We start from the raw sequence: 24813 nt of genomic DNA, 5'->3' as shown, positions 1-24813 counted from the left end.
CTTTGAATACCCCTACTACTTTTAATACCAGAAGTTTTATCGAGATCAATTTGGCGATGCTGTTGTTAGGCACTTCAGGTCCTTTTGGGAAGTACATCGATCTGCCCGTGCCGCTTACTATTGAGATCAGGGCTTTACTGGCCTTGTTATTTTTGCTTGGTTATTGTAAATGGAAGGGACTATCCTTTCGACTAAGACAGAAGGATGTATGGCCGATCATACTTTCCGGATTCTTAATGTGCCTGCATTGGACCACTTATTTTAAATCGCTTCAATTATCGAACGTCGCTATAGGAATGTTGTCTTTGTTCACTTACCCCGTGTGGACCGCTTTCCTTGAACCACTGTTTCTAAAAACGAGATTTCAAAAAATACATTTACTTCTGGGCATTTTGGTTTTAGCCGGCATTTACTTGCTTGTTCCGGAGATAAGCTTCGGCAATTCCCAAACCTTGGCCATTGGGTTTGGTATTTGCTCGGCGCTTTGCTATGCCGTGCGAAACTTGATTTTGAAGACCAAGGTGGCAATCTATCAAGGGTCGGTTTTAATGAGCTATCAATTGTTCATTACATGTATTGTATTGTTTCCAACTTACTTCTTTTATGATTTGGGGCCCGTAGTCGGCCAATGGAAAGGTTTATTGGGGGTGGCCTTGATAACTACGGCCATGGGCCATACCATGTTCATCAACACTTTTAGGAGTTTTTCCGTAACCACTATCAGCATACTAAGTAGTATTCAACCCGTCTATGGAATTATTATCGGCGTTCTTTTCATGGCAGAAATCCCCTATTGGTCTACCGTTCTTGGTGGCATATTGATTTTGTTTTCCGTCGTAATTGAAAGCATTCGATCGTATCGGTAAACCATATAGTGGCTTCTATCGTGGTAGTTATGCAGATTCATATATGATGATATCGTACATCGGCGTTGTAGCCAATCTTGAATTTACGGATTAAAACCTAGAGGAGGTTCCAACGAATCTGCCCCATTCATCAGAAAATTTTTTGAACGCCTTTCAGCTAGTATTCTTTGATGAGAATCGACTTTCAAAAGAAAGAAAGCGATTTTAGGAACCTCCATCGGATTGATTATCTCCTTCCTGGCTGTTGATTCCGGGTGTGCCCATATTGAACTGGTCGATCAAACCATCCCCAAGCTTCTGAAATTCGTCGCTCTTGGCCATTTCACGTACTTTTACCGGGTCAAAATTGCCGTTGAAGTATAAAAAAGAACCGTTTACCGCATTGTTATTGTAAATCAATATTTCCTTCACGGCATTCCTTTTCTCTCGAATTGACACCACGTTTCGCTTTAAATTGTCGTTTTTGCGATACACTTCGATGAACGAATTTCCAGTGATGCCGTTCATTTGTTTGTTCAGGAACTCGGTTCGCGCCGGAGTTGCGCTCGGGAACTGCATATAACGAAGGTCTTTGGTATTGCCGACAAGCGACTTCATTTCCGGCGATATATTACTAATCAATGATAACATAAACCGCGGTACTCGAACGGCAGTGACCTGATTGTCATTTTTATGGGCATTGTAAAAACTGTCGATAGAGTTATAGCTACTACAGGAAATCAAGAGGGTTAGGCAAAAAAGGAATAGTGTTCTTCTCAACATGGCGTATAGTGTTAATGTCATTAAATGTACTAAATCTTGCAACAAGCGTTCCAAATCGTGTCTTCTGGTGGAGGCGCCACGAGGGTCAGCGTTTCCTTTTTTACAGGATGTATGAACGACAGACTTCTGGCGTGCAGGTGAATGCTTCCGTCTTTGTTGCTTCGATCAAAACCGTATTTCAGGTCACCTTTAATACTACTTCCGATGGCGGCCAATTGTGACCGTATCTGATGGTGTCTTCCGGTTTTTAGGTCGATTTCCAGCATAAAATAGGAATTTAATTGTTTGATTAACCGATATTCCAGAATGGCTTTTTTGCTGTCGGAAACCTCTTTTTGAAAGGCATACGACTTGTTTTGTTTCGGATTGCGCCTCAGCCAATGGGTTAGTGTTCCGCTCTCCGGATCGGGTCGCTTTTTTACAATGGCCCAGTATACTTTTTTTGCACTTTTTTCAGCGAATATCTTATTTAAACGGGGCAGTGCCTTGGAAGTTTTGGCAAAAACTACAATACCCGAGGTTGGCCGATCCAGCCGATGTGCCACGCCAAGGTACACGTTGCCTGGTTTACGGTACTTCTCTTTAAGGTAGGCTTTTACCACTTCACTTAGTGGTGGGTCACCGGTTTTGTCACCTTGTACGATATCACCGGGACGCTTATTAATGGCGATCAGATGATTGTCTTCGTACAAGACTTGAAGGTTTTGAGGTGTAGAATGGATTTTGGCCGCCACTAAAATGACATCTTTTTATCGGTGAGCGATAAAAACAGTAATAATAATACTCCCATAGTGACCGAAACATCGGCCATATTGAAGATTCCTGTTCGAAAAACGCCTAAATTGATTTGCAAGAAATCGGTCACTGAACCATATGCGATGCGGTCGATCAAATTTCCAATACCACCGCCAATGATAAAAGCAAATGCCACAATCAACCATTGGTCCATATTTGTTTTCCGAAAAACGCGTACGAGTAGGATCATCAGAACAAGTACCGGAAGTATCTGAAGCAAGATGATTTTGAGGATAGGGGGGAGGGTATCCCCAAACCCCAGCATGGCGCCCGTATTCTCTACATTGGTCAGTATAAAATGATCATCTATCAACTGAATATAATCACTGGGATTTACCCTTTTACGAACAATTTCCTTTGAAATTTGATCACAGCCAATATTCAGGAATACCAAAAAAACAATCCCCCATCGTTTTAGTAAGGTGGTGTTTTTCATACGGATGTATTTAATACTGTTCCTCGTCGCTGGGAAAATCCCTGCTTTTCACATCTTTTACATACTGCGAGATAGCATTTCCCATGTCTTCATAAAGGTTCATATACCTTCTTAGAAACCTTGGATTGAACTCGTGGGTCATCCCCAAAAGGTCGTGTATGACCAATACCTGGCCATCGGCATATTTGCCACCACCGATTCCGATGGTCGGGATAGAGAGGCTTTCGGAAACCCTCTTTGTCAAGCTGGCGGGTATTTTCTCAAGAACTACAGCGAAACAACCTAGTTTTTCCAATAGTTTGGCATCCTCTATCAGTTTTTTTGCCTCGTGTTCTTCTTTTGCGCGTACCGTGTAAGTGCCAAATTTATAGATGGATTGGGGAATCAATCCCAGATGGCCCATTACTGGAATACCTGCATTCAATATTCGCTTTACCGATTCCTTGACTTCCTCGCCACCTTCCAATTTTACCGCATGGGCACCACTTTCCTTCATAATTCGAATTGCGGAACGCAACGCCTCTTTGGGATCGCTTTGGTAACTGCCAAAAGGAATGTCGACCACTACCAAAGCCCTTTCTACGGCCCTGATGACCGAGGAGGCATGATAGATCATTTGGTCCAGGGTAATCGGCAAGGTGGTTTCGTGACCTGCCATCACATTACTGGCGGAGTCGCCTACCAAGATGACGTCAACGTTGGCAGAGTCGACGATCTTTGCCATCGAGTAGTCATAGGCGGTAAGCATCGAAATTTTTTCACCGTTCTTTTTCATCTCGACCAATGACTTTACGGTGACCCTTTTGTATTCTTTTTTTGCGGTTGACATTCGGTTTTGTTTAAGTGGGATAAAAGTAAGGAATTTGTTTAAGGGTTCTGTACAAGTGGGATTAGGGAATGATGATTTGGTTTTTTTTGCTTATTTTAATCCAATACTTCCATATGAAAAATGGCTTCTTAGTTCTTCTTTTCCTTCTTGTAGGTTCTGTAAAAGCCCAGGATTCCGACGAGGTAGCGGTACAAAAAACCATCGAGGCTTTCTTTGAAGGTTTTCATCGACAAGATTCTTTAATGATCAAAGAAACAGCGACCCGGGATATGGTACTGCAAACTATTTCCAAGGATTCCGCTGGAAATAATTTTGTGCGTACGGAGGCGTTTTCCAAATTCCTTAAATCGATTGTAGGCATACCCAAAACCACTCAATTTCAGGAAGTGATCAAAGGGTACTCGATTCAAATCGACGGACCAATGGCCAATGCATGGACTCCCTATGAGTTTCGTTTGAACAACGCCTTCCACCACTGCGGCGTGAATTCGTTTCAATTGGTCAAACACAAGGAAGATTGGAAAATCGTATACCTCATCGATACCCGTCGCACCGAGGGTTGTGAATAGTAGGTAGAGAGGTCAAATGAACTGGCAGGCGTCCCAAAAGATATCAGCGGAGGCAACATCCTACTATATCGAATCGAAACGTTCCGACGTTCTATTTTCTATACTTTCCAGCCCTCACGATAAGTACGGCCTACAAATTGATTGGCCTCCTCCAAATTGGTGATTCTCATGTTCTCCCCGTCCCATAACAACTTTTTACGGGCAAAAAATTCCATCTTCCCATCACTGTTTTCCTCACGGAGCATATAACTACGAATGGCGAGGTTCCCCATCAGCACTGTTTCGGTCATGGGCCCCGCATAGTCGAACGAGGAGGTAAGGGCCCTGTGTTCCGGACTGTCGAAACCGGCTTTACAGGCATCGACCCATTTGCGTTGGTGACCGTATTCCGGTTCTTCGTTTTCCTCTACTTCCGGACCGAACTCCGTAGTGCCGTCGTTCAAATATAATTTGGGCATTAACGGAGAGCTGTCGTTAATGTTGGTCGAGATAATTCCCTTTTCGCCAATGATCAAAACACCATTGGCACTGCTTTTTCCACCGATATCATTATCGGCCGGAATAATATCCGGATGGGAAGGACGAATGCCTCCATCGCTCCAGGTCATTTCAATGGGGGACCTGGTTTTTTCCGTAGCCCCGAAATGCAGGGTGATAAAAGAAGAGGGCGGACAACCTTCCGGATGATAATCGGCGGTCCACATCTGTGAGAAGACAGACCCTACACTGCACTCCGCGTCGGTAGGATATCTGAGTCCCAAGGTCCGAAAGGGAATATCGATCAAATGGCAACCTACATCACCTAGGGCCCCCGTACCATAGTCCCACCAACCCCTCCAATTAAAGGGATGCATGTTGGGTATATAGGGTTTCTCGGGAGCAGGCCCCAACCACAGATTCCAATCCAAGGATTCTGGTTTCATAGTCGGGTCGGGCGACGGCATGGGACCGCCTTGGGGCCATACGGGACGGTTCGTCCATACTTGCACTTTTGAAATGGAACCTAGCACGCCGGAATCGACCCACTTCTGAACCATACCCAAAAGCGGGTTGGATCCCCCTTGGTTTCCCATTTGACTGACAATCTTGTTGGTTCTTGCCATTTCGGTAAGAATACGGGCCTCGCGAATATTGTGGGTCATCGGTTTTTGTACGTATACATGTATACCGCGTTCCATAGCGTTCGCCGCCGCGGGGCCGTGCACATGGTCCGGAGTCGAGATGGTAACGGCGTCGATGCCTTTCTCCTTCTCCAGCATTTCCCGGTAATCGGCATACAGTTTTGCCTTTGGAAAGTTTTCAACAGACTTTTTGGCGGAACCGGAGAAGTCGACATCGCAGAGGGCGACTACTTTTTCGCGTCCGTTGACGGACGCGTTAAAGATATCACTAGAGCCCTTTCCACCCGCACCGATAGCCGCCAAATTCAAGCGATCGCTGGGTGCAAGGTATCCGACCCCTCCGAGCACATGTCTGGGCACAATAAAGATGGAGGTGGCAAGTGCACCTTTTTTAATGAATGACCTTCTTGACTGATTAGTAGACGGTTGTTTGGAGGATTGGCTTTTATTTTTCATCTTAAATAGGTTGGTAGTTATGAATAGCGTTTGCCTTAAAGTTAATGAAAATGATGGAATGCCAGGCGTATTCTAGGGCTACGACGGCATGCTCTGGGAAGAAGCCTTAGTATTCGTCAGATTGGCTATATTTACTTTTCCTTAAAAGAGAGCATCATGAACCACCCGTTACGACTAATTTATTTATTTGCCTCAATTCTATCAAGCATCTTTTCGATTGATACCTATGCCCAAGAAACCAATCCATTGGAAGGCCGATGGAACTTGATCATTGAACAGGATGGCAAGGAACTTCCCTCTTGGCTGGAGATTACACATTCCGGTAACAATACCCTGGTCGGACGTTTTGTCTATGCTTTTGGAAGTGCACGGCCCATAGCCGAAGTAAAATTGAGCGACGGAAAGTTCAGTTTTACCATTCCTCCGCAATGGGAACCTGGTACCGGTGACATGCAATTCGAAGGGATGTTGAATGGCGGCGAGCTTAAGGGTACCATGGTCTATACCGATGGTAATACCTACAATTGGACAGGTAGCCGATCACCCAAATTAGCGTATAATGAGAATATTGTTTGGGGAAAACCCATCGCCCTTTTCAACGGAAAGGATTTAAGCGGTTGGCATACCGAAGGGGAGAGCCAATGGGCGGTCGAGGAAGGTGTTTTGAAGAGTCCGAAGTCCGGGGTCAATTTAATATCGGACGAATCTTTTAGCGATTTCAAACTTCATGTCGAATTTCGATATCCCGAAGGCAGCAACAGCGGTATTTATCTTCGTGGCCGTTATGAGGTACAAATAGCGGATAACAAAGGGTTGGAACCTGCCAGTATCTATTTTGGAGGAGTCTATGGTTTTTTGGACCCTAATGAAATGGTCGCCAAAGAGGCCGGCCAATGGCAGACTTTCGATATCACCTTGATCGGACGAAGAGTGACCATAGTCGCAAACGGATCAACGATCGTTAGCGAACAAAATATTCCTGGTATGACCGGGGGAGCCATGGATAATAGGGAGGCGGAACCCGGACCGATCCTTATACAAGGGGATCATGGGCCTATAGAATTCAAAAGTATCGTTCTAACACCTGCCAAGAGGTAGTTCCGATCACCCATTAGATATGTTGATCGATCAATATGGTATTACCGTCTGGATCGGCAATGACTATACTTGCAGGCCCCGTTGTGTTCTCATCCGCCTCGGTAAGAAGTTGAACACCCTTGGCTTTAAGCGCGCGTTGAATATCCCTTACATCATCGTACGTTTCAAGCGTATCGGCATTTTCATCCCAACCTGGATTAAAGGTCAAAATATTGTTTTCGAACATCCCTTGGAAGAGTCCGATCAACGAATTACCGTTTTTCATTACTAAATAGTTCTTTTCCATGGCTCCCCCTAAGACGGTGAAACCCAAGTTCTCATAAAATTGTTTGGAAACCTTGAGGTCTTTGACACTAAGGCTGACGGAAAATGCACCTAATTTCATGGTTTTTTAGATTGGTTACGCGGTTTTGGCCTCTTTGACCATGCACCTAAAAATACTAAATTTTACAAGAAACACTTTAAGCCAAACTCACTTTTTTACTTCTGCCTTTGCAACTTAAAATGACATCCTGTCAGTTTTTGTGTCTTGGCATATTGTTTGTCATTTATGTAGCGACTTTAAAAATCAGGCACTAATATTTAAAACACATACAATGAGCAAAATTATAGGTATAGATTTGGGTACGACCAACTCCTGCGTTTCCGTAATGGAGGGGAACGAGCCAGTCGTAATTCCCAATGCCGAAGGAAAAAGAACAACACCCTCTGTCATCGCATTTGTAGAAGGTGGTGAAATCAAAGTAGGAGATCCTGCCAAAAGACAGGCAGTAACGAATCCGAATAAAACCATCTATTCGATCAAGCGATTCATGGGGAACAAATATTCCGAATCAAAGAAAGAAGCAGATCGTGTACCTTATAAAGTAGTAAAAGGGGATAACGATACACCAAGAGTAGATATCGATGGTCGTTTATATACGCCTCAAGAACTTTCCGCCATGATTCTTCAGAAGATGAAGAAAACAGCCGAGGACTATTTAGGGCAAGATGTTACCAGGGCGGTCATTACCGTACCTGCCTACTTTAACGATGCCCAACGTCAGGCTACGAAAGAAGCGGGCGAAATCGCGGGATTGACCGTCGAGCGAATCATAAACGAGCCTACGGCAGCCTCTTTGGCATACGGATTGGATAAGAAAAGTGTAGACCAGAAAATCGTAGTCTTCGACTTTGGTGGAGGTACCCATGACGTTTCCATCCTGGAGTTGGGTGATGGAGTATTCGAAGTATTATCGACCGATGGCGATACCCATTTGGGAGGTGACGACGTAGACCAGAAAATTATTGATTGGTTGGCCGAGGAATTTAAAAAAGACGAAGGAATCGATTTGCGCGATGATGCCATGGCGTTGCAACGATTGAGGGAAGCTGCCGAAAAGGCGAAGATAGAATTGTCTTCTTCCGCCCAGACCGAAGTGAACCTTCCATATGTGACAGCTACGGCCAGTGGACCTAAACACTTGGTACGCACCCTTACAAGGGCAAAGTTTGAACAGTTGATAGAGGATTTGGTAAAACGTACCATTGAGCCTTGCCAGACCGCATTGAAAGCGGCAGGTTTGTCAAAAAGCGATATCGATGAAATTATTTTAGTGGGCGGTTCCACTAGGATTCCGGCAGTACAGGAGGCGGTTGAGAAATTCTTTGGTAAAAAGCCTTCAAAAGGGGTGAACCCCGATGAAGTGGTGGCAGTTGGAGCTGCAATCCAAGGAGGCGTGTTGACCGGTGATGTGAAAGATGTATTGTTGTTGGATGTTACTCCTTTATCATTGGGAATAGAGACCATGGGGAACGTATTTACTAAATTGATAGAGGCGAATACTACGATTCCTACCAAGAAATCACAAATATTCTCCACTGCGGCCGATAATCAACCCTCCGTTGAGATTCACGTGCTGCAAGGGGAGCGTACCATGGCGGCGGATAACAAAACCATAGGGCGTTTTCACCTAGACGGAATTCCTCCCGCACAGCGTGGTGTGCCTCAAATCGAGGTGACCTTCGATATCGATGCGAACGGGATTATAAAGGTTTCGGCTACCGACAAGGCAACCGGTAAATCGCAAGATATTCGTATCGAAGCTTCTTCCGGATTGACCGAGGAGGAAATCGAAAAGATGAAAGCAGAGGCGGAAGCCAACGCAGAATCCGATAAAAAAGCGAAGGAAACCGCTGATAAATTGAACGAGGCCGATAGCATGATTTTCCAGACCGAAAAGCAGCTGAAAGAATTTGGCGATAAATTGTCAGACGACAAGAAGAAGCCGATCGAGGATGCTTTGGAGGAATTGAAAAAGGCTTACGAAACCAAGGATTTGGCAGTAATCGCTCCGGCTTTGGAGAAAATCAACGAAGCATGGAAAGCTGCTTCCGAGGAAATGTACAAAGCACAGGCCGAGGCACAGCAAAACGGTGAGGCCACCGCAGGGGAAGCTGCTTCTTCGGAAGGAGCCACTGAAGGTGACAACGTAGAGGATGTAGATTTCGAAGAAGTCAAATAACAACGACTTATGGATTTTCATAAAAAATGGGGCGGTTTCATCCGCCCCATTGTTATTTGGTATTTATTTTGTTTTCGTTTGGGAGAATAAAAGTAATTTTGCGCCATGATAAAAAACTACGCTTTCTTTTTTCTCTTTTATGCAACGGTCGGGTCCTTTATTTTACATTCGCAGGAAATCAGGATTTTCACTATTGCGGATTTTGATTTGAGGGGAAAGGTAAAAAGGTGTCTGGTCAGCACCGATTATGGAAAGGAAGAATATGACTTTGATGAAGACGGGCGGCTCACAAAATCGGTAACACGTTATAACGAGAACGACTACGATGTCACTTATTACAAGTACGAGCAAGGGGAACTGATTGAAAAAAGGTTTGAAAATTATCGGGATAAACAGTTCGATGAAGCTACCAGCATTGCAAATTTTTATCAAATCGATTCTACACAAAACAGGAAGGTGGTAGAGAAAATCGTTTCGTACGACAAGTCCTTTTTAGACCAGTACGAGTATCTGTACGATGCAAATGGCCAGTTGGCAAAGATTATTCGCACCAACGAAGAGGGCATTGATGAAACCAACGTCGAATATAAGGATTACAAAAATGAACATACAGTCAGCTACTTGATAAACGGTGAAATACAAAAATCGATTCGGACCTCTATTGGAAAGTCGAGGAACGGGGCTACCGAGAAGGTTGTACTGACCAAAAAATATATTGAGGGAGCCCCAAATACCGCCATGGAAGAAGTGTATGATGGTAGCGATAGACTTGTATCAAAAACCGATTTTTACTTTGACCTAAAAATAAAGCAATTCGCACCAGAAACGATTATTACCTACGGGTATGATGAATCGGATCGACTCATAAGCACCAAGACCGAAAGGGGTAAAGCGGTTGAGAGAAAAGAGTATATCTACCAATTCGACAACGAGGAATCCGGAAATTGGGTAAAGCAAATCATTACGCCGGACAATTCATATACTACTAGAAAAATTACGTATTACGAGCTAACTGAGGAAGTAAAGCAGGGGGATTGAGGTTCTATACCTGCGGAGCCGCTTCTCTTTTCAATAGGTCAGCGTATATTGCTACCCTTTAGGCCCAATCAAATCCCATAGGTTTCCGTATAAATCTTTGAAGACCGCCACGGTCCCATAGGATTCCTTCTTAGGGGGGCGAATAAACTCGATTCCTTTATTGCTCAGTTGTTGATAGTCTTTTTGGAAATCATCGGTTTCCAGGAACAGGAACACTCGTCCCCCTGTTTGATTTCCCACCGCATGATGCTGCGATTCCCCGTTGGCTTTGGCCAAGAGGAGGCGGCATCCATCGGAATTCGACGGGCCTACGACCACCCAACGTTTTTGTTCATTAAGGTAGGAGTCTTCAAAGAGTTCGAACCCCAACTTTTCAGTGTAAAAGGCGATGGCTCGGTCATAGTCCTTGACCACTAAGGTGATATGGGCGATTTTTCTTTTCAAAGGAACTCCTTAAAATGTTTTGCCTTGATTGCCTCCCACTCGTCCCTTAAGATTCCATAACAACAAGAACTGCGTCTAAAACCGTCTTTTGTAATAACATTTTTTCGGAGAATACCTTCCAAGCTTGCCCCTAGTTTTTCGACCGCTTTTCGGGAACGACTATTTCGTTCATCGATTCTGAATTCCACTTTCTCAAAATACATATTCTCAAATGCATGTTTCAGCATCAAGAATTTGACTCGGTGATTGAAACCAGTACCCTGAACGGCCGGGGCAATCCACGTCCAACCAATATGTACCACTTTGTTTTTGGTGTCGATGAGTCCGTATCGCGTGCACCCGACAACAGCATCGCCCTGTTTATCGTAGATGCAAAAGGGAATGGCACTTCCGTCCCGGGCCTCAGTCAATGCCTCGCTGATGTAAGCTTTCAATTTATCCTGGGTAGAAACATCGTTTGAGCCAAAACGGTACAAGTCTATTTGCTGGGCAATTGGCCAAAGACCCTTCCAGTCAGAGGCCTCTAGGGGTCGAAGCAACACCCGGTTGTCTTCTAGATAGAGTTGTGATTGCATTAGGCCAATTGATTAATGAGTTCCTTCTTTATTTCATGCCCACCTTTAAAGATAATCTCTTTTGCCCGCCCGCGAAACAGTTTGGATATTTTGTCCGATTCCAGTTTTCTTCTTTCCTCCGTTAAATATTCATCCTTATCACCCACGATAATGGTAACTTGGGTCTTGTTTTTTTCAAGAACCGCAAAATCCGAGGAGCTGAGTTCGTCGGGAATTCCACCAGCGTATAGGACCAGTTGCCTACATGCCACCTTTCGTTTGGCGACCCATCTTGTGGCAATGGAAACTCCTTGGGAAAAGCCAAAAACGATCAGGTTCCTGTCTAGAGGGAGGTTTTCCGCCTCGAGTACCGCATCCAAATAATTCATGATATTCTCGGTCTCGTCAATAGTGTTTTCCTTGGTCAGCCAACTGGCTCCCACATGTTTATATTCCCCGTTCAAATAGTATTTTGAAGGTGCCTGTGGGGCAATGATGTAGTTCTCCTCTTTTGGGAGCTCTTCAAAATACTTTAAGAAGTACCGGCTCAAATAGCCGATGCCGTGGAGCACGACCCAAACGTTTCTGGTGCCATCGCCAAGTGAATTTAAGACAGAATAAGTATTCGTGGTGGTGTACCGAGTTTGTTTTTCCGATGATGCCATACTAGAATTTTAGTCTAAGTTCAAGATAAGGTCTTCGGGTATTTCGAGATGTGGGTAATGCTCGCTAAAACTATTCAGCATTTTGGCATAGGGAAGGTCATCAAAACTACCATAATCATGTACATATTCCATAAAAACGGTGCCATCGTCGCTGTACTGTTGGAAAACGGCGTCTTTTTTTCCATCAAACTCCAATACCGGAACACCCAACTTTTCGCAGAGTGATTTGTTGAAGGCAGGGGTGAGTTTAATCCAGTGGTCCGCTAATCGTACCTCAGTACATCCGTGAAATACCAGTACATCGGTCTTCAAAATATTAACAATTCGCTCAACGGCGATATGGTTTTTAACATTCCCGAAATTCAATCGGGAAGGAATCCCAACAGCTCGCAACAGCGCACATAATAAAACGGCTTTTTCGATGCAGTAGGCAGCCCGTCTTTGTAGTATATTGCTTGCAACCAAGGCTTGGGGCCTTAAGTCCAAATGGTAGGGGTCATAGAAATAGCCATCCCGGACGGCTTCGAAAAGGGCGATGGACTTTTCCGTATCGCTAGCGTGGGGTTCAATTTTAGAATGGGCATAGGCCAAGACTTTCGGATGGTCTGAATTGATGAAAAAAGTGGAGTTTAAATATGTGCCGTTCATAGAACTAAGATTATAAGTTGAACCAATCTGTAACGATGGGCCAAAGTGTTTCCCGATGTTTTTTTCTAAAAAAGTCGTTGTGACCTATCTGTTTGAGCCCGTAAGTTTTTGGCACTAGGTGTAACCTTTCCGTTTTTGCGTTGACAAAGACATTGGTTGCCAATACATCCACCGCCTTCTTCGGTGCAAAGGTATCATCATCCAAGCTAATGATTAACATGGGCTGTGTTAACTTTTCATAGTGGTTGCTCCCGTAGCGGTCTGCAAGGGCAAGCATCGACCGTTTGTGCAGAAGTAGTGTTCCCCAATCGAGGGCTACCTGTTTGGGCAAGGCTTCCCCTAATCCAAGCCAGTGCGATGGGAAATAACCCAAGACCGATGAGAGGGCAGGAGCGATAATTCCAAAACCTAATGAAATAACTGTTTGCATCGATAAGGGAAAATTTCCGTAGTAACCGAATTGGGAGCCCACCGTCATAAATTTTTCATAGTGTCGGTAGGCGGTACTCATCCCAAGGCTATTGCCGCCAAAACTATGGCCAATGTGATAAAGGGAGTCTTCCGGATGTTTATGTCGAACGTATTCGGTTAGTGAATTGAAGTCATTCTGTGTCCAGTCGCGGTAGGAAGTACCCATCCCCTTCAATGTTTTCGGTTTTGATAAGGCAATACCCCTATAATCGAAGGTGTAGGTATGAAACCCTTGTTGGGACAACCAAGTGGCGAAGTTGAAAAAGAACCGTTGTGGAAGCCCTACACCGCCGGAAATCACAAAGGTCTTTCCCTTTGACTTTCGGGCTTCGAAATGATGGGCAGAAATTTTGTAATCATTCGGTGTATGTATACTTAGTTTCTGCATTGAACGACTAAATTGGAATTTGCATTAAAGTGGTCGAGGATTACCTTAAAATAGGAGTCCCGATGAATCGATTTAGCAAGTTCGGCGTGCTTCGCATTTTTAAAAATGACCAATTCGGTGGGTAGCGGGCAGGCCTCCTTGAATTTTTTACCTGCATCATCCAAAATTACTGCATCGTTCTCTATATATATAAGCAGGAGCTTTCGAAGACCGTTCGCCTTTTTTATCCTATCGATCATTCGGATTCTTTTTTGATACCGGGGCATCAGTAAATAAAGTAGTTTTAATGCTTTGTGGGCGAAAGGATAATGTATCCAAAAATCTTCCAATGTATTGGCCGCACTCTCAACAATGGCAAATTCAAAAGGATGGCCTTCGGCAAAGGCAATGGTGGCGAATTGACCGCCCATCGATATTCCAAAATACCCAAGCGGGTATTCCGGATAGCGCCTTTTTGCTTCATATCCCGCTGAAATAATATCCTCGAAGTAATCAAAATTACCTGTTTGACTTTCGCCAAAACCGTTTAGGTCGAAAATAAGTACGTGATATCCATTTTCCCGAAGGAGATCGGTATATCCGTTTTTGAGGAAATAACCCTTTGCTTCCTTACCCATAGGATGTCCCAACACGATAACACCTTTGGTTACGGTAGATTTGGACTCTGCCACCAGTCCGCTAAGAAGCGCCCTGGAATTGCTTTGAAATCGAATAAGTTTCCATTCCAATCGCTGTGTTTCACTAAGCGGATTGCGCCAAGAAACCATATAGTTTCCAAAGAAGGGTTTTTTTGCAAGTTTGTAGAGCCATTGCATTTAATGGAGTATTAGGTTCGACATCCGCCGCATAGCGTTCTTCAAGTATTTTGGGTCTTTATAAATGCGCATTAACAAGATACCGCCTTCGAGGTCCTGTACAATTTGCTCTGCCAGGTATTGGGCCCGGGCGGGGGAGTGTTTTTCTGAGAGTAGTTGTCTCATGCCATCAATGAATTGTTCGAAAAAAAAGCGGATTTCCTCAAAATATTTGGGATTTGCATGAGCCGACTCCAAGGCGGTATTGGCCATCACACAACCACCATCATATTGAAGAAATAATTTATGTATGAGGCGATTGATACGTTTCAGCTTTTCAGTAATGCTCAGGGTAGTATCATCCAAGGTTTTGTTAAGATTGTAGGACATATAACTATTAACGGTGGCCAACACTTCTTTGATCAAGGTTTCCTTACTATCGAAGTAATAGTAGAAATGCGATTTTTGAATAGCGCACTGCTTGGCCAAATCGCTCATACTGCTATTGGCAATGCCCTTTCTACGAATGGTTTCGATCACCTTTTGAAGCACTTCGTCCTTGGATGTTTTTACTTTTGGCATTTTATTGAACGTTCGTTAAAATAAAATCAAATATAAATACTTTTTTCGGGATGTTATCCCTAATTTTACAAAAAATAGTTGATGGACGATTTAAAGGAAAAAATACTAAAAGTTTGTAACGAGGCGACCAAGAATACCTTGATGGAGACCTTGCAGATTGAATATATAGATGTCGGGAAAGACTATCTCTTGGGCAAGATGCCGGTGAACCCGAAAGTGCATCAACCCGATGGAGTCTTGCACGGAGGTGCTTCGGTAGCGCTGGCGGAGAGTATCGGGAGTATGGCTTCGTTCATCTTTTTGGATGGGCAGAACTTTGTGGTGCGAGGGATAGAAATCGCCGCAAATCACGTAAAGAGTATTAGGGAAGGAGAGGTTTTTGCCAAGGCGACGATCGTTCACAAAGGTCGCACCACACAGCTTTGGGATATTAAGATCACCGATGTGGAGGGTACTTTAATTTCGTCTTGCAAACTTACCACCATCTCACTTCCCAAAAAGTAGTATGTTTTCAGCGTTGATGGATAAGGTGCTGGCACAACTCTCCCAAGAGTTGCCGTTCGTGGTCTATAGCAAGCCCGATGAACGAGTCGTGAAGGCCATATTTCAGGAAGACGCCAAAATCCATACTATCTCCGATTTTACTGAAACCGGTTTTGTATTTGCCCCTTTTGATTCGGAATCACCTGCAATTCTGATAAAAAATACTGAAACACCTGAAGCCACGGAATATCCGTTTGAAACCGAAGCTTACGAACATCCTACTGTTCCTCTGGCCGATACCTCCCAAAAAAAATTTCACATTCAATTGGTCGAAAAGGCGGTGGCGAAAATAAAGACCACCGATCTCGAAAAGGTGGTGCTTTCCAGACGATTGAACGTACCATGTACTACCCATGTTATCGAACTATTCAGAAGAATATTGGCACGATATCCCAATGCCTTCCGCTATTTATGGTATCACCCAAAAGTAGGATGCTGGCTGGGTGCTACTCCAGAAATACTCGTTTCTATCGAAAACAAAAGGTTTACAAGCATGTCGCTCGCCGGCACAAAACCATATGTAGAAGGGGGGACTCCTAGTTGGGGAAAGAAAGAGCAAGAGGAACAAAAGCTGGTCACCGACTATATGAAGAGTGTTTTAAAAGGAAAGACGGTCGATCTGCAGGTTGCCACTCCAGAGACGGTACGCGCCGGTAATCTCTGGCATTTGCAAACAAGGCTATCCGGCCGCACAAAGGGCAATCCAAATGACCTTATAAAGGCCTTGCATCCTACTCCCGCGGTATGCGGTTCGCCAATGTTAATGGCCAAAAACTTCATTCTTACCAATGAAAACTACCCGAGGGAGTTTTATACCGGCTTTCTAGGAGAACTCAATTTCATAAACGAGATTAATAGGACATCCGATAAAAATAACCGGGAGAACAAAGCGTATAGGGCCGTAAAAGCTTCCACATCGCTTTTTGTCAATCTTCGATGCATGCAAGTACTCGAGGATAATGTCCTACTGTATGTCGGCGGCGGCATCACCGCTGCCTCGGACCCCATAGGGGAGTGGGAAGAAACCGTAAACAAAAGCAAAACGATGCTACAGGTCTTGACCAAGGCATAGTTTTTTACCTTCGATTGGGTTTAGAAATCATTGCTTTGTATTTTTGCCCTAATGAAATACCCCAGTATTCCCGCTGCCCAAGCTTTAGTGCAGCATTGCAAGGCAAAAGGTATCAAGAACATCGTTATTTCTCCGGGTTCGCGAAACGCGCCCTTGATTATCGGATTTTCGGAAGATCCTTATTTTTCCTGTTTTAGTATTGTCGATGAGCGTTGTGCCGCCTTTTTTGCCTTGGGTATTGCACAACAACTACGCGAACCGGTCGTGGTAACCTGTACTTCGGGAAGTGCCTTGTTAAATTACTATGCCGCGGTTGCCGAAGCTTTTTACAGTCAGATTCCGTTAGTCGTGATTTCCGCCGATAGGCCAAGGTATAAAATAGACGTAGGGGATGGGCAAACGATACGCCAAGACAATGTGTTCCATCGACATATCGGTTATTCGACCCATTTGCGCCAAGATGTGGTGCACGCAACCGATAGTATCTTGAGATATGTTCCGCACTGGCTAGAAAAGGGAAGTCCCGAAGAAATTCAGGAATCGGTTCAAACGTTTAACGATACAGAATTGAACAAGGCTTTGAATACAGCCATCGAATCCCAGCTTCCGGTTCATGTCAATATCCCCTTTGAAGAGCCTTTGTATGAAAAGCATACCCAACAAACGGTAACGGCATTGATTAAAAAGGCGTTGTCTACGGAAGAATACAGTGTTGAAGAGATCTACCACTTTGCGGATATATGGAACTCTACTGCAAAAAAAATGGTGCTTGTAGGGGTAAATTATCCAGACACGGTTTCTCAACACTATTTGGACCATCTCGCCTCGGACCCGTCGATCATTGTACTCACAGAAACTACTTCAAATCTGCATCATGCCAACTTTTTCCCAAGTATCGACAGTCTTATTGCACCAATTGAGAAGTTGGAAAATCGGGAAGAATGGTTTAAACGTTTGCAGCCCGAGATTCTCCTAACATTTGGAGGGCTCGTCGTATCAAAGAAAATAAAGGCTTTTTTAAGGCGCTACCAGCCGTTACATCACTGGCATGTGGATTCATTGAAAGCTTTTGATACGTTCTTTTGCCTATCCCATCATTTCAAGTCCGGGGCAAATACCTTTTTGGGAAAGTTTCTACCCTTGGTTCAAGGGGTGCAGAGCGACTATTTTAGTTATTGGAACAATATTAAGAAATCCTATGAAATAAAGAGGAAAGCCTATCTTGGGCAAATACCGTTTTCAGATATGCTAGGGTTTGCCATAAGTTTGCAAGCGATTCCCAAGGGATATCGGTTGCAGCTGGCTAACAGCTCCACTGTACGTTATGCGCAATTGTTCGATTTAGATCCTTCGTTAAGAGTATTCTGTAATCGCGGTACTAGCGGAATAGACGGAAGCACTTCGACAGCTATTGGCGCCGCCGTTTACGGGAACGCCCCTACCTTACTTATCACAGGGGACCTTAGCTTCTTCTATGACAGTAACGGATTATGGAATAATTACGTACGGCCCGATTTTCGTATAGTACTTTTCAACAATCAGGGTGGGGGTATTTTCAGGATTTTACCCGGGAGGGAAAATACGGATAATTTCGAAACATACTTTGAGACCGCCCACGATCTAAATGCGTCGCAACTGTGTCAAATGTTCGGATTTGAGTATGCATCAGCGGATGACGCCCTGGGTCTCGAAAACGTTTTCGCTAGTTTTTACGAAAAAAGCCGACATCCTAAGTTGCTGGAAATCAGTACTCCAAGATTATTGAATAATAAAATTTTGCTCGATTACTTCGATTTTATATCTTCGGTTTTTATTAACCGTTAACAATTAGAACACTAACTATTATGAGCAAAAGAGACGAATTAATTACACAGTACGCGGCAGACATCAAGGATAAATTTGGGGAAACGGCAGACATGGATCTATTGACCAAGGTCACCATTGGCTTAGGACCCGCTATTTATAATCTTGATGCTTCAAAAGTTTCAGGTTCTGATGAAAAAGAACTTGAAACAGTGAAGAACAATTACTTGGTAAAGAAGCTTGGGATGAAAGACAATGGTGAGCTAATGCCAGCTATTAAAAGTGTTGTCGACAAGTATGGCACTTCCAACAGAAACAAACACCGGGCAGTAATTTACTACATGTTGTGCAAGCACTTTAACAAAGCTGCTGCCTACAATAAGTAACAAAGGTTAAAGGAGTTCGACCAAAGCCACACAATAAAAATGTGTGGCTTTTTTTATGGGGAATAGGGATATAAGTACAGGTGGTTCTCGAAAAATGGGGGACGAAACTACACCCGTTCATTTAATTTAAGAGTACTTTTGTCGTATGATAGAATTGGGAAACTATAATACACTTAAAATTGCAAGGGATACCAGCGTCGGCCTATTTTTGGAAAGCGACACAGGTGTCGAAATCTTACTACCCAATAAATACGTTCCCAAAGTTTTTGAAATTGGGGACGAGCTCACTGTATTTTGTTACCTCGATCATGAAGAACGTCCGGTGGCTACAAGCCTGAATCCTTTTATTAAAAGAAATACATTTGGATTTCTTCAGGTAGTAGAAGTAAACAAAATAGGGGCATTTTTAGATTGGGGTTTGGAAAAGCAGTTATTGGTTCCTTTCAGGGAACAGCGCGAGAAAATGAAAGAGGGCCAATGGTACGTGGTGTATTGCTACATGGATGAACAGTCTTTTCGTTTGGTGGCATCGAATAAACTGGATAAGTTTTTAAGCAATGAAGCGATTTCGGTCGGGGTGGGCGATGAGGTTGATTTGCTGGTAACGCGCCTTACCGACCTTGGCTGGGAAGTAATCATTAATGACAAACACAAGGGACTCGTGTTTTTAAATGATGTATTCAAGAGAATGGCGGTTGGTAATACAATGAAGGGATATATAAAGAATATCAGATCCGATAACAAGATAGATGTAGTACTGCAGCCGCTTGGTAAAAGTGTGCTGGAACCGACTGCGGATAAAATTTATAGGATTTTGCTAGATCATGGCGGTTATTTACCCTTGCACGATAAGTCGGACCCGAAGACGATTGCCCAAGAACTCGAAATGAGTAAAAAAACATTTAAGAAGGGAATAGGTACACTTTACAAGGCCAGAAAGATAACGATTAAGGATGACGGTATTTATGCCATATCCTGAAACGTTAAGACGATGTATACCAGCAAACTACCTTATTTTAACATCGGTTTTTTGCCACTTTACCACTAAAAATTCTATTTTTGCAACAATTGGGTCATTAATTTTGTTAAGCTGAATTAGTTTTGGTTAACTTTATCGAGTCGAGCCCCCTAAAACTCAATAACACATGCCATTTATAGAAGAAAGCGATTTACTTGAATTGCATAAAGACATTGATAAGGCGCAGATAATCAACGAACGTCTTTTGGACCAGATAAAATTTAAGAACAGAGAACTCAAAAAGAGTAAGGTTCAACGAAATGTACTTGCCGGTATCACTGGCCTCTTCCTAATCGGTACATTAGCAATAACTTCTTTTACAGCGGGTCTTAGCAGCTCAAACAAATACGAGAATCAAAGCAATCTTTTGGTATCTATAGATAGTCTAGATGCCATTAAAACACGAATCGATAATCTGAAATTACAGAATGAGGAGTTGAGCCTGGTCAAGGAGTTTTATCTTGCCAAGGAGTTTCTGGAGAAAGAAAAGATTTACTCCGTGCAAGTGAAATCGTTCGTTGAAAACAACGTTACCCTGGCTTCGGAGGCGCTGACCAATACCATGTTCGTAAAAACCAATCCCTTTTATTCCTATTCCCTTGGAAATTTTGAAACCTTGGAGGAAGCCCAGTTGTTTAGAAAGCAGTTGGTAGATCTTGGTTTCCAAGACGCCTTTGTAGCCTCTTACAAGGACGGTAAACGAGTTCAAATAGAAGATCCATATTAGTGACGAAGATAAGTGCTTGGCTCTATGCAGCTAGGTTGAGAACCCTGCCACTATCAATATCGGGAGTGGTCATGGGTACTGCTCTTGCAAATCTTTATGGCAAAAGTGATTTACTAATTTTTTTTCTTGCTTTGCTGACAACAATAGGATTTCAGATTATTTCCAATTTCGCCAATGACTATGGTGACGGGGTGAAAGGTACCGATAATGAAGATCGAATCGGCCCAAAACGTGCCCTGCAAAGTGGCCTCTTGACGTCGAGGGAGCTAAAACAAGGAATTGCGGTAGCCACCGTAGTCAGCTTGTTGTTAGTGATAACCGTAATCTATAGGGCCTTTGGCTCGGAAAATATAGCACTCATGTTGCTGTTCCTTATTTTGGGAATATTCAGCATTTTTGCCGCCGTCAAATATACCGTCGGAAAATCGGCCTATGGTTACAAGGGGTTGGGAGATTTATTTGTTTTTATGTTCTTTGGACTTTTGGCAGTACTAGGCTCGATGTTCCTATATACCAAATACATTACTGTTACTGCGTTATTGCCTGCAGTTGCGATAGGGGCCTTAAGTGCCGGGGTATTGAATCTCAACAATTTAAGGGATTTTGAATCGGACAAAAAATCGCAAAAGAACACCCTAGTTGTAAAATTGGGATACGTGAAAGGCAAACGCTATCATTTTACACTTTTGATAGTAGCTTTTATCACCATGCTACTTTTTACCCTGCAACATGCAAGAGAGATTTTACAGTTTTTGCCTTTGTTGGCGTTTATTCCTATCGGTATACATTTCATCAATGTTTATCATATAAAAAAACCAAGTTCATTTGATCCCGAGCTAAAGAAATTGGCATTGAGCACATTTCTTTTGGCCGTACTGACCTACATCAGTTATAATAAATTTTTGTAAATTTGAAACCACCAAAAAAACTTACCTACCTTGGAACAACCAATTAAAATACTGATCGTCGAGGACAATGTCATCATTGCGGATGATATGCAATCGATGCTTGAAGAAATCGGATACGAGATTGTTGACAATGTAATTGTTTACGAACAAGCCGAAGAAGTATTGAGAACCCAGCAAGTGGATCTTGTATTGATCGACATCATACTGGCATCCGATAAGACCGGTATCGATTTAGGAAAACACATTCGTGAAAATTACGATATCCCATTTATTTTCGTTACCTCCAACTCCGATCGGGCAACTGTTGAAAATGCCAAAACCGTTAAACCGAACGGCTACTTGGTGAAGCCTTTTGAGCAGCAAGATTTATACACCTCGATTGAGATTGCACTATCTAATTTTATTCATTCCGATAAAGCCAAAGGTGGAGAATCCATGCAGGAAGAGGATATCGCTGTTTCCAATTCCGTTTTAAAGGATTCCATATTTGTCAAGAAACAACATCTGTACTATAGAATACAATTTGGCGATATTCAATTTATCAAGGCCGACAATGTATATCTTGAGGTGAACACGGTTGATAAGAAGTTTTTGGTTCGCTCTCCCTTAAAAGACTATTTGGAGAAACTTCCCAAAAACAAATTCTATCGTGCGCACAAATCGTACATCGTAAATGTCGATCATATCGATGCCATTAATTCCAAAGACATTATGATCAACAATAATTTGATCCCCATCTCGAAAGAGTTTAAGGAGTTTATAATTTCGTCGATGAATTCTTAAACCATCTCAACGAAACGACTTGCAAAAAAGATCCCTGCTGGGGATCTTTTTTGATTTTACACCTCCTCAAACCAACTGCTCACAACAATTTTCCTATCGTTCACAACATTTTCTTTCAAGGATTATAGAATCTGAATACATTCGTTCTGTAGCGTTATAGTACATAACGTGTCAAAAGTGCTCATAATTTTTTCATTTTCATATAGTGTTCTCGTAAAAGAGTCCGGACGATTAGGTCAGGACTCTTTTTAGTTTAAACACCTATTTTTGTGGTCTTTACGTCAGGAACAAGTTACAATGAAAAGGGTAATCGTTGCCGTACGTCGATGTCAAGTAAGGGCTATTGGTATGTCCGCAGGGCATGAGACTAGTTGAAAACACTTAGGATGCGGCTGTCGCACCCTCAGGCTTTGACCACAAAAAAGAAAGGTTACACAACAATATTGAAATGAATTGATACAAATACGATATTTTTGAAACTAGGTCGGGAATTAATCAAAGAGGTATAAAGCTTCTTTGAATTACCAGATGATAAAACAGTACACTATACCAAAACAGAAATATAGGTTGCCCCTTAGAACCGATATGAATAATTTTTTGAACAAGCTTTTTTTTCTTTCCCTAGTGGGTTTCTTTGCCACTAGCTTTGTAGCTGCACAGGAAACGGGTGTCTTGAACGACAATCTTTTTGAAACGTTCAAAAGAGACCAACAATCACATAGTCGCCTCGATTTCTTTTTTAGAACTCCCAATAGGTACCGCGAAAATTCTGCTTATGACTGGTTGGATCAGGTGAATATTTATTTGCTCGATGCACAGAAGAAAAACGATTCTTCCGCCATACTCGATTATCTTTTGATGCAATCACAAGTATATCATGATTTAGGTGACTATGATAAGAGCATTGCCATTTCAAAGGATCTATATGAAGAAAAAGAGGAGTTGGGTCTAAAGACCAAAGAGATTCTTTTGAATCTCATGGATCAGAGTTACGGCCAATTGAAGTTCTATTCAGATCAAATTGACATACGAAAAGAAAAGAGGGAGTTAGGCCTTACAGAAAATATCTCTTTTTATGACATATATGCCAATCTAGGATTCTATCGCAAGGCGATGGACGATTATTTCCAAGAGGAAAAAAAGAAAATCGATGAATCGGATTATTATGGGCAGGCCGTTTTCTATAACACGGTGGGTGATTATCTCCGGTTGGATAAGTCTGCCCCAACGGCACTCATAAGATATAACAAAGCCGCTGGTTTCATCAATGTTTTTTTGAGCGATACCGCTAAAAGTAAATCTGAGAACGAAATGTCCCAGGCGAATCTCCTGAAAGGAATTATCGAGGGAAATATCGGTAAATGCCACGCACTAATGGAACAGTATGAGGAGGCTGTTCCTTTCTTGGAGCGTAGTATTGAAACCATAAAGGAGGAAATCTCCGATAAGTTCTCTTCGGAGCTGGTCGAGAATAGTCTCACCATTGCAGAGTGCTATCTTGAGTTGGAGGATTTTGAAAAAGCCACCGACTATCTAAGCAATAGTCTCACCCCGGTCAAGACCGAAAATATTGTCAAACGGAATCAGTTGTATGCTTCATACTACGATAAGACCCAAGACTATAAGAACTCTATTCATTATCTGAAAAAAAATATTCGGATTGCAGATTCGTTAAAAACCAACGAATCCAAGCTGAGGCTTCAACAGCTAGGTACGGTGGTGGGTGAGGATAAAAATAACACCTTGCTGATGATGGAGCAGCAACGGTTGGAACTAGAGCAATCGAAAAATGATATGATTGCCTTGGATGAACGTAACGATATGGCATTTATCCTTCTGGTGCTGACCCTTTTGGCGCTAGCCGGACTTGTCTACGCCTATCTGAGAAGTATAAAGAACCAACGGCTTATTGCGGAGCAAAAACACATTATCGAGAATTCGCTGGTTGAGAAAGACTCGCTTTTAAAAGAAATCCATCATAGGGTGAAAAACAATTTGCAGATGGTATCGAGCCTGCTGAGTTTGCAAACCAAAAATACCCGCAGCAAGGCAGCTATAGAAGCTTTGGAAGAAGGTAAGAGCCGTGTAAAGGCCATGGCCCTCATTCACCAAAAACTATATCAGAACGAAGATCTTTCGGTAATTGAGATGCAGGGGTATATCGAAAGCCTTATCAACAGTGTGCAGTCGGTCTACAAAAAAGGAGGGCATAACATTAACATTACGGTAGATGCAGAGGGGGTGGAACTCGATATCGACAGGGCCATTCCGTTCGGACTGATTTTGAATGAATTGGTATCGAACTCCTTCAAATACGCATTTCCGACCGACGACGAGAATGGAAAAATTTATATCCATCTTCGAAAAATAGGCGTAAAGGAAGGCTTTTTCGAATACACCGACAATGGGGTCGGGCTTCCGGAAGATTCGGAGGAAAGGGCCAATTCTTCGATGGGCATCCGATTAATGAACCGTCTTGCAAATCAATTACAGACCAAGTTGAACGTAGACAACAAGACAGAAGGAGTCCGTTTTTGGTTCAATTTTACCTAG

General features: G+C 43.0%; 27 protein-coding genes. 14 read left to right on the top strand and 13 right to left on the bottom strand.

Translation table 11 applies throughout. From position 1 onward, the window contains the following. Window positions 1-2: 2 nt before the first annotated feature. Window positions 3-866: a DMT family transporter gene (locus tag FK220_RS07890; protein ID WP_238718952.1), complete on the top strand. Its 864-nt coding sequence runs from the start codon at window positions 3-5 to the stop codon at window positions 864-866. A gap of 204 nt (window positions 867-1070) precedes the next feature. Here the strand turns inward: FK220_RS07890 and FK220_RS07885 are convergent, their stop codons facing one another. The 4 genes from FK220_RS07885 to panB are packed head-to-tail and all read right to left on the bottom strand — an operon-like array spanning window position 1071 to window position 3688. Further along, on the bottom strand, window positions 1071-1649 hold the full coding sequence (locus FK220_RS07885; RefSeq protein WP_238718951.1) for a DUF4252 domain-containing protein: 579 nt from the start codon (window positions 1647-1649) through the stop codon (window positions 1071-1073). An 8-nt stretch (window positions 1650-1657) separates the two neighbouring features. After that, window positions 1658-2320, bottom strand: a complete 663-nt coding sequence (locus tag FK220_RS07880) for an RluA family pseudouridine synthase (protein WP_238718950.1) — start codon at window positions 2318-2320, stop codon at window positions 1658-1660. A 41-nt stretch (window positions 2321-2361) separates the two neighbouring features. Then, window positions 2362-2859: a signal peptidase II gene (gene lspA / locus FK220_RS07875; protein WP_152573772.1), complete on the bottom strand. Its 498-nt coding sequence runs from the start codon at window positions 2857-2859 to the stop codon at window positions 2362-2364. 10 nt (window positions 2860-2869) lie between these two features. Beyond that, window positions 2870-3688 carry a 3-methyl-2-oxobutanoate hydroxymethyltransferase gene (panB, locus tag FK220_RS07870; RefSeq protein WP_152573771.1) on the bottom strand — a complete coding sequence of 273 codons (819 nt, stop codon included), beginning with the start codon at window positions 3686-3688 and terminating at the stop codon, window positions 2870-2872. Window positions 3689-3801: 113 nt separating this feature from the next. Here panB and FK220_RS07865 point away from each other — a divergent pair, with 113 nt between their 5' ends. Then, window positions 3802-4257 carry a nuclear transport factor 2 family protein gene (locus FK220_RS07865; RefSeq protein WP_152573770.1) on the top strand — a complete coding sequence of 152 codons (456 nt, stop codon included), beginning with the start codon at window positions 3802-3804 and terminating at the stop codon, window positions 4255-4257. A gap of 98 nt (window positions 4258-4355) precedes the next feature. Here the strand turns inward: FK220_RS07865 and FK220_RS07860 are convergent, their stop codons facing one another. After that, complete coding sequence (locus tag FK220_RS07860) at window positions 4356-5834, bottom strand: Gfo/Idh/MocA family protein (protein ID WP_152573769.1); 1479 nt, start codon at window positions 5832-5834, stop codon at window positions 4356-4358. Window positions 5835-5990: 156 nt separating this feature from the next. Here FK220_RS07860 and FK220_RS07855 point away from each other — a divergent pair, with 156 nt between their 5' ends. Further along, a complete protein-coding gene (locus tag FK220_RS07855) occupies window positions 5991-6932 on the top strand; it encodes a 3-keto-disaccharide hydrolase (RefSeq protein ID WP_152573768.1) in 942 nt (313 codons plus the stop codon). 13 nt (window positions 6933-6945) lie between these two features. On the opposite strand, the gene FK220_RS07850 is transcribed toward FK220_RS07855, so the two are convergent. Then, the gene (locus tag FK220_RS07850) at window positions 6946-7317 is read right to left on the bottom strand and encodes a VOC family protein (RefSeq protein WP_152573767.1); all 372 of its coding nucleotides are present in this window, start codon (window positions 7315-7317) and stop codon (window positions 6946-6948) included. Window positions 7318-7528: 211 nt separating this feature from the next. Here FK220_RS07850 and dnaK point away from each other — a divergent pair, with 211 nt between their 5' ends. Next, window positions 7529-9436 carry a molecular chaperone DnaK gene (dnaK, locus tag FK220_RS07845; protein ID WP_152573766.1) on the top strand — a complete coding sequence of 636 codons (1908 nt, stop codon included), beginning with the start codon at window positions 7529-7531 and terminating at the stop codon, window positions 9434-9436. A 105-nt stretch (window positions 9437-9541) separates the two neighbouring features. Beyond that, the gene (locus FK220_RS07840; RefSeq protein WP_152573765.1) at window positions 9542-10474 is read left to right on the top strand and encodes a hypothetical protein; all 933 of its coding nucleotides are present in this window, start codon (window positions 9542-9544) and stop codon (window positions 10472-10474) included. A gap of 51 nt (window positions 10475-10525) precedes the next feature. Here FK220_RS07840 and FK220_RS07835 read toward each other — a convergent pair whose 3' ends face one another. The 7 genes from FK220_RS07835 to FK220_RS07805 are packed head-to-tail and all read right to left on the bottom strand — an operon-like array spanning window position 10526 to window position 15020. Then, window positions 10526-10918: a VOC family protein gene (locus FK220_RS07835; RefSeq protein WP_152573764.1), complete on the bottom strand. Its 393-nt coding sequence runs from the start codon at window positions 10916-10918 to the stop codon at window positions 10526-10528. After that, the gene (locus tag FK220_RS07830) at window positions 10915-11493 is read right to left on the bottom strand and encodes a GNAT family N-acetyltransferase (protein ID WP_152573763.1); all 579 of its coding nucleotides are present in this window, start codon (window positions 11491-11493) and stop codon (window positions 10915-10917) included. The genes FK220_RS07835 and FK220_RS07830 overlap by 4 nt, the downstream gene beginning before the upstream one ends. Then, complete coding sequence (locus FK220_RS07825; protein WP_152573762.1) at window positions 11493-12137, bottom strand: alpha/beta hydrolase; 645 nt, start codon at window positions 12135-12137, stop codon at window positions 11493-11495. Before FK220_RS07825 ends, FK220_RS07830 begins: the two co-directional genes overlap by 1 nt. Window positions 12138-12146: 9 nt before the next feature. Beyond that, on the bottom strand, window positions 12147-12785 hold the full coding sequence (locus FK220_RS07820; RefSeq protein ID WP_152573761.1) for a transglutaminase-like domain-containing protein: 639 nt from the start codon (window positions 12783-12785) through the stop codon (window positions 12147-12149). Window positions 12786-12795: 10 nt separating this feature from the next. Further along, entirely contained in the window at window positions 12796-13644 is an 849-nt protein-coding gene (locus tag FK220_RS07815) for an alpha/beta hydrolase family protein (protein WP_152573760.1), read from the bottom strand. Further along, window positions 13632-14459, bottom strand: a complete 828-nt coding sequence (locus FK220_RS07810) for an alpha/beta hydrolase (protein WP_152573759.1) — start codon at window positions 14457-14459, stop codon at window positions 13632-13634. The genes FK220_RS07815 and FK220_RS07810 overlap by 13 nt, the downstream gene beginning before the upstream one ends. After that, window positions 14460-15020 carry a TetR/AcrR family transcriptional regulator gene (locus tag FK220_RS07805; RefSeq protein ID WP_152573758.1) on the bottom strand — a complete coding sequence of 187 codons (561 nt, stop codon included), beginning with the start codon at window positions 15018-15020 and terminating at the stop codon, window positions 14460-14462. 81 nt (window positions 15021-15101) lie between these two features. On the opposite strand from FK220_RS07805, the gene FK220_RS07800 reads away from it, so the two are divergent. From FK220_RS07800 to FK220_RS07760, 9 genes are all read left to right on the top strand, one after another. Continuing rightward, the gene (locus tag FK220_RS07800; protein ID WP_152573757.1) at window positions 15102-15524 is read left to right on the top strand and encodes a PaaI family thioesterase; all 423 of its coding nucleotides are present in this window, start codon (window positions 15102-15104) and stop codon (window positions 15522-15524) included. Between the two features lies 1 nt (window position 15525). Beyond that, complete coding sequence (locus FK220_RS07795; RefSeq protein WP_152573756.1) at window positions 15526-16635, top strand: chorismate-binding protein; 1110 nt, start codon at window positions 15526-15528, stop codon at window positions 16633-16635. 51 nt (window positions 16636-16686) lie between these two features. Beyond that, window positions 16687-18459 carry a 2-succinyl-5-enolpyruvyl-6-hydroxy-3-cyclohexene-1-carboxylic-acid synthase gene (gene menD, locus FK220_RS07790; protein WP_152573755.1) on the top strand — a complete coding sequence of 591 codons (1773 nt, stop codon included), beginning with the start codon at window positions 16687-16689 and terminating at the stop codon, window positions 18457-18459. 20 nt (window positions 18460-18479) lie between these two features. Then, complete coding sequence (locus FK220_RS07785; protein ID WP_152573754.1) at window positions 18480-18824, top strand: DUF2853 family protein; 345 nt, start codon at window positions 18480-18482, stop codon at window positions 18822-18824. A gap of 145 nt (window positions 18825-18969) precedes the next feature. After that, window positions 18970-19803, top strand: coding sequence for a CvfB family protein (locus FK220_RS07780; RefSeq protein WP_152573753.1), 834 nt, complete (start codon window positions 18970-18972; stop codon window positions 19801-19803). 166 nt (window positions 19804-19969) lie between these two features. Next, window positions 19970-20569 (top strand): SPOR domain-containing protein, encoded by a 600-nt coding sequence (locus FK220_RS07775; protein ID WP_152573752.1) that lies wholly within the window; start codon window positions 19970-19972, stop codon window positions 20567-20569. After that, the gene (menA, locus tag FK220_RS07770; RefSeq protein WP_152573751.1) at window positions 20569-21477 is read left to right on the top strand and encodes a 1,4-dihydroxy-2-naphthoate octaprenyltransferase; all 909 of its coding nucleotides are present in this window, start codon (window positions 20569-20571) and stop codon (window positions 21475-21477) included. Before FK220_RS07775 ends, menA begins: the two co-directional genes overlap by 1 nt. 30 nt (window positions 21478-21507) lie before the next feature. Then, a complete protein-coding gene (locus FK220_RS07765) occupies window positions 21508-22260 on the top strand; it encodes a LytR/AlgR family response regulator transcription factor (RefSeq protein WP_152573750.1) in 753 nt (250 codons plus the stop codon). 585 nt (window positions 22261-22845) lie between these two features. Continuing rightward, window positions 22846-24813, top strand: coding sequence for a histidine kinase dimerization/phosphoacceptor domain -containing protein (locus tag FK220_RS07760; RefSeq protein WP_152573749.1), 1968 nt, complete (start codon window positions 22846-22848; stop codon window positions 24811-24813).

Origin of the sequence: Pelagihabitans pacificus, from assembly GCF_009371985.2 — a bacterium.
In the GTDB taxonomy this organism is placed as follows: domain Bacteria; phylum Bacteroidota; class Bacteroidia; order Flavobacteriales; family Flavobacteriaceae; genus Pelagihabitans; species Pelagihabitans pacificus.
The sequence above is the reverse complement of the archived record's forward strand: the minus strand, read 5'-3'. Positions and strand labels throughout refer to the sequence as shown.

What these genes read in the sequence shown, in the direction of transcription:
- FK220_RS07885 (WP_238718951.1), bottom strand. Translation starts at nt 1,649, where the DNA reads ATGACATTAACACTATACGCCATGTTGAGAAGAACACTATTCCTTTTT.
- lspA (WP_152573772.1), bottom strand. Translation starts at nt 2,859, where the DNA reads ATGAAAAACACCACCTTACTAAAACGATGGGGGATTGTTTTTTTGGTA.
- panB (WP_152573771.1), bottom strand. Translation starts at nt 3,688, where the DNA reads ATGTCAACCGCAAAAAAAGAATACAAAAGGGTCACCGTAAAGTCATTG.
- FK220_RS07865 (WP_152573770.1), top strand. Translation starts at nt 3,802, where the DNA reads ATGAAAAATGGCTTCTTAGTTCTTCTTTTCCTTCTTGTAGGTTCTGTA.
- FK220_RS07860 (WP_152573769.1), bottom strand. Translation starts at nt 5,834, where the DNA reads ATGAAAAATAAAAGCCAATCCTCCAAACAACCGTCTACTAATCAGTCA.
- FK220_RS07855 (WP_152573768.1), top strand. Translation starts at nt 5,991, where the DNA reads ATGAACCACCCGTTACGACTAATTTATTTATTTGCCTCAATTCTATCA.
- FK220_RS07850 (WP_152573767.1), bottom strand. Translation starts at nt 7,317, where the DNA reads ATGAAATTAGGTGCATTTTCCGTCAGCCTTAGTGTCAAAGACCTCAAG.
- dnaK (WP_152573766.1), top strand. Translation starts at nt 7,529, where the DNA reads ATGAGCAAAATTATAGGTATAGATTTGGGTACGACCAACTCCTGCGTT.
- FK220_RS07840 (WP_152573765.1), top strand. Translation starts at nt 9,542, where the DNA reads ATGATAAAAAACTACGCTTTCTTTTTTCTCTTTTATGCAACGGTCGGG.
- FK220_RS07830 (WP_152573763.1), bottom strand. Translation starts at nt 11,493, where the DNA reads ATGCAATCACAACTCTATCTAGAAGACAACCGGGTGTTGCTTCGACCC.
- FK220_RS07825 (WP_152573762.1), bottom strand. Translation starts at nt 12,137, where the DNA reads ATGGCATCATCGGAAAAACAAACTCGGTACACCACCACGAATACTTAT.
- FK220_RS07820 (WP_152573761.1), bottom strand. Translation starts at nt 12,785, where the DNA reads ATGAACGGCACATATTTAAACTCCACTTTTTTCATCAATTCAGACCAT.
- FK220_RS07815 (WP_152573760.1), bottom strand. Translation starts at nt 13,644, where the DNA reads ATGCAGAAACTAAGTATACATACACCGAATGATTACAAAATTTCTGCC.
- FK220_RS07810 (WP_152573759.1), bottom strand. Translation starts at nt 14,459, where the DNA reads ATGCAATGGCTCTACAAACTTGCAAAAAAACCCTTCTTTGGAAACTAT.
- FK220_RS07805 (WP_152573758.1), bottom strand. Translation starts at nt 15,020, where the DNA reads ATGCCAAAAGTAAAAACATCCAAGGACGAAGTGCTTCAAAAGGTGATC.
- FK220_RS07800 (WP_152573757.1), top strand. Translation starts at nt 15,102, where the DNA reads ATGGACGATTTAAAGGAAAAAATACTAAAAGTTTGTAACGAGGCGACC.
- FK220_RS07795 (WP_152573756.1), top strand. Translation starts at nt 15,526, where the DNA reads ATGTTTTCAGCGTTGATGGATAAGGTGCTGGCACAACTCTCCCAAGAG.
- menD (WP_152573755.1), top strand. Translation starts at nt 16,687, where the DNA reads ATGAAATACCCCAGTATTCCCGCTGCCCAAGCTTTAGTGCAGCATTGC.
- FK220_RS07785 (WP_152573754.1), top strand. Translation starts at nt 18,480, where the DNA reads ATGAGCAAAAGAGACGAATTAATTACACAGTACGCGGCAGACATCAAG.
- FK220_RS07780 (WP_152573753.1), top strand. Translation starts at nt 18,970, where the DNA reads ATGATAGAATTGGGAAACTATAATACACTTAAAATTGCAAGGGATACC.
- FK220_RS07775 (WP_152573752.1), top strand. Translation starts at nt 19,970, where the DNA reads ATGCCATTTATAGAAGAAAGCGATTTACTTGAATTGCATAAAGACATT.
- FK220_RS07760 (WP_152573749.1), top strand. Translation starts at nt 22,846, where the DNA reads ATGAATAATTTTTTGAACAAGCTTTTTTTTCTTTCCCTAGTGGGTTTC.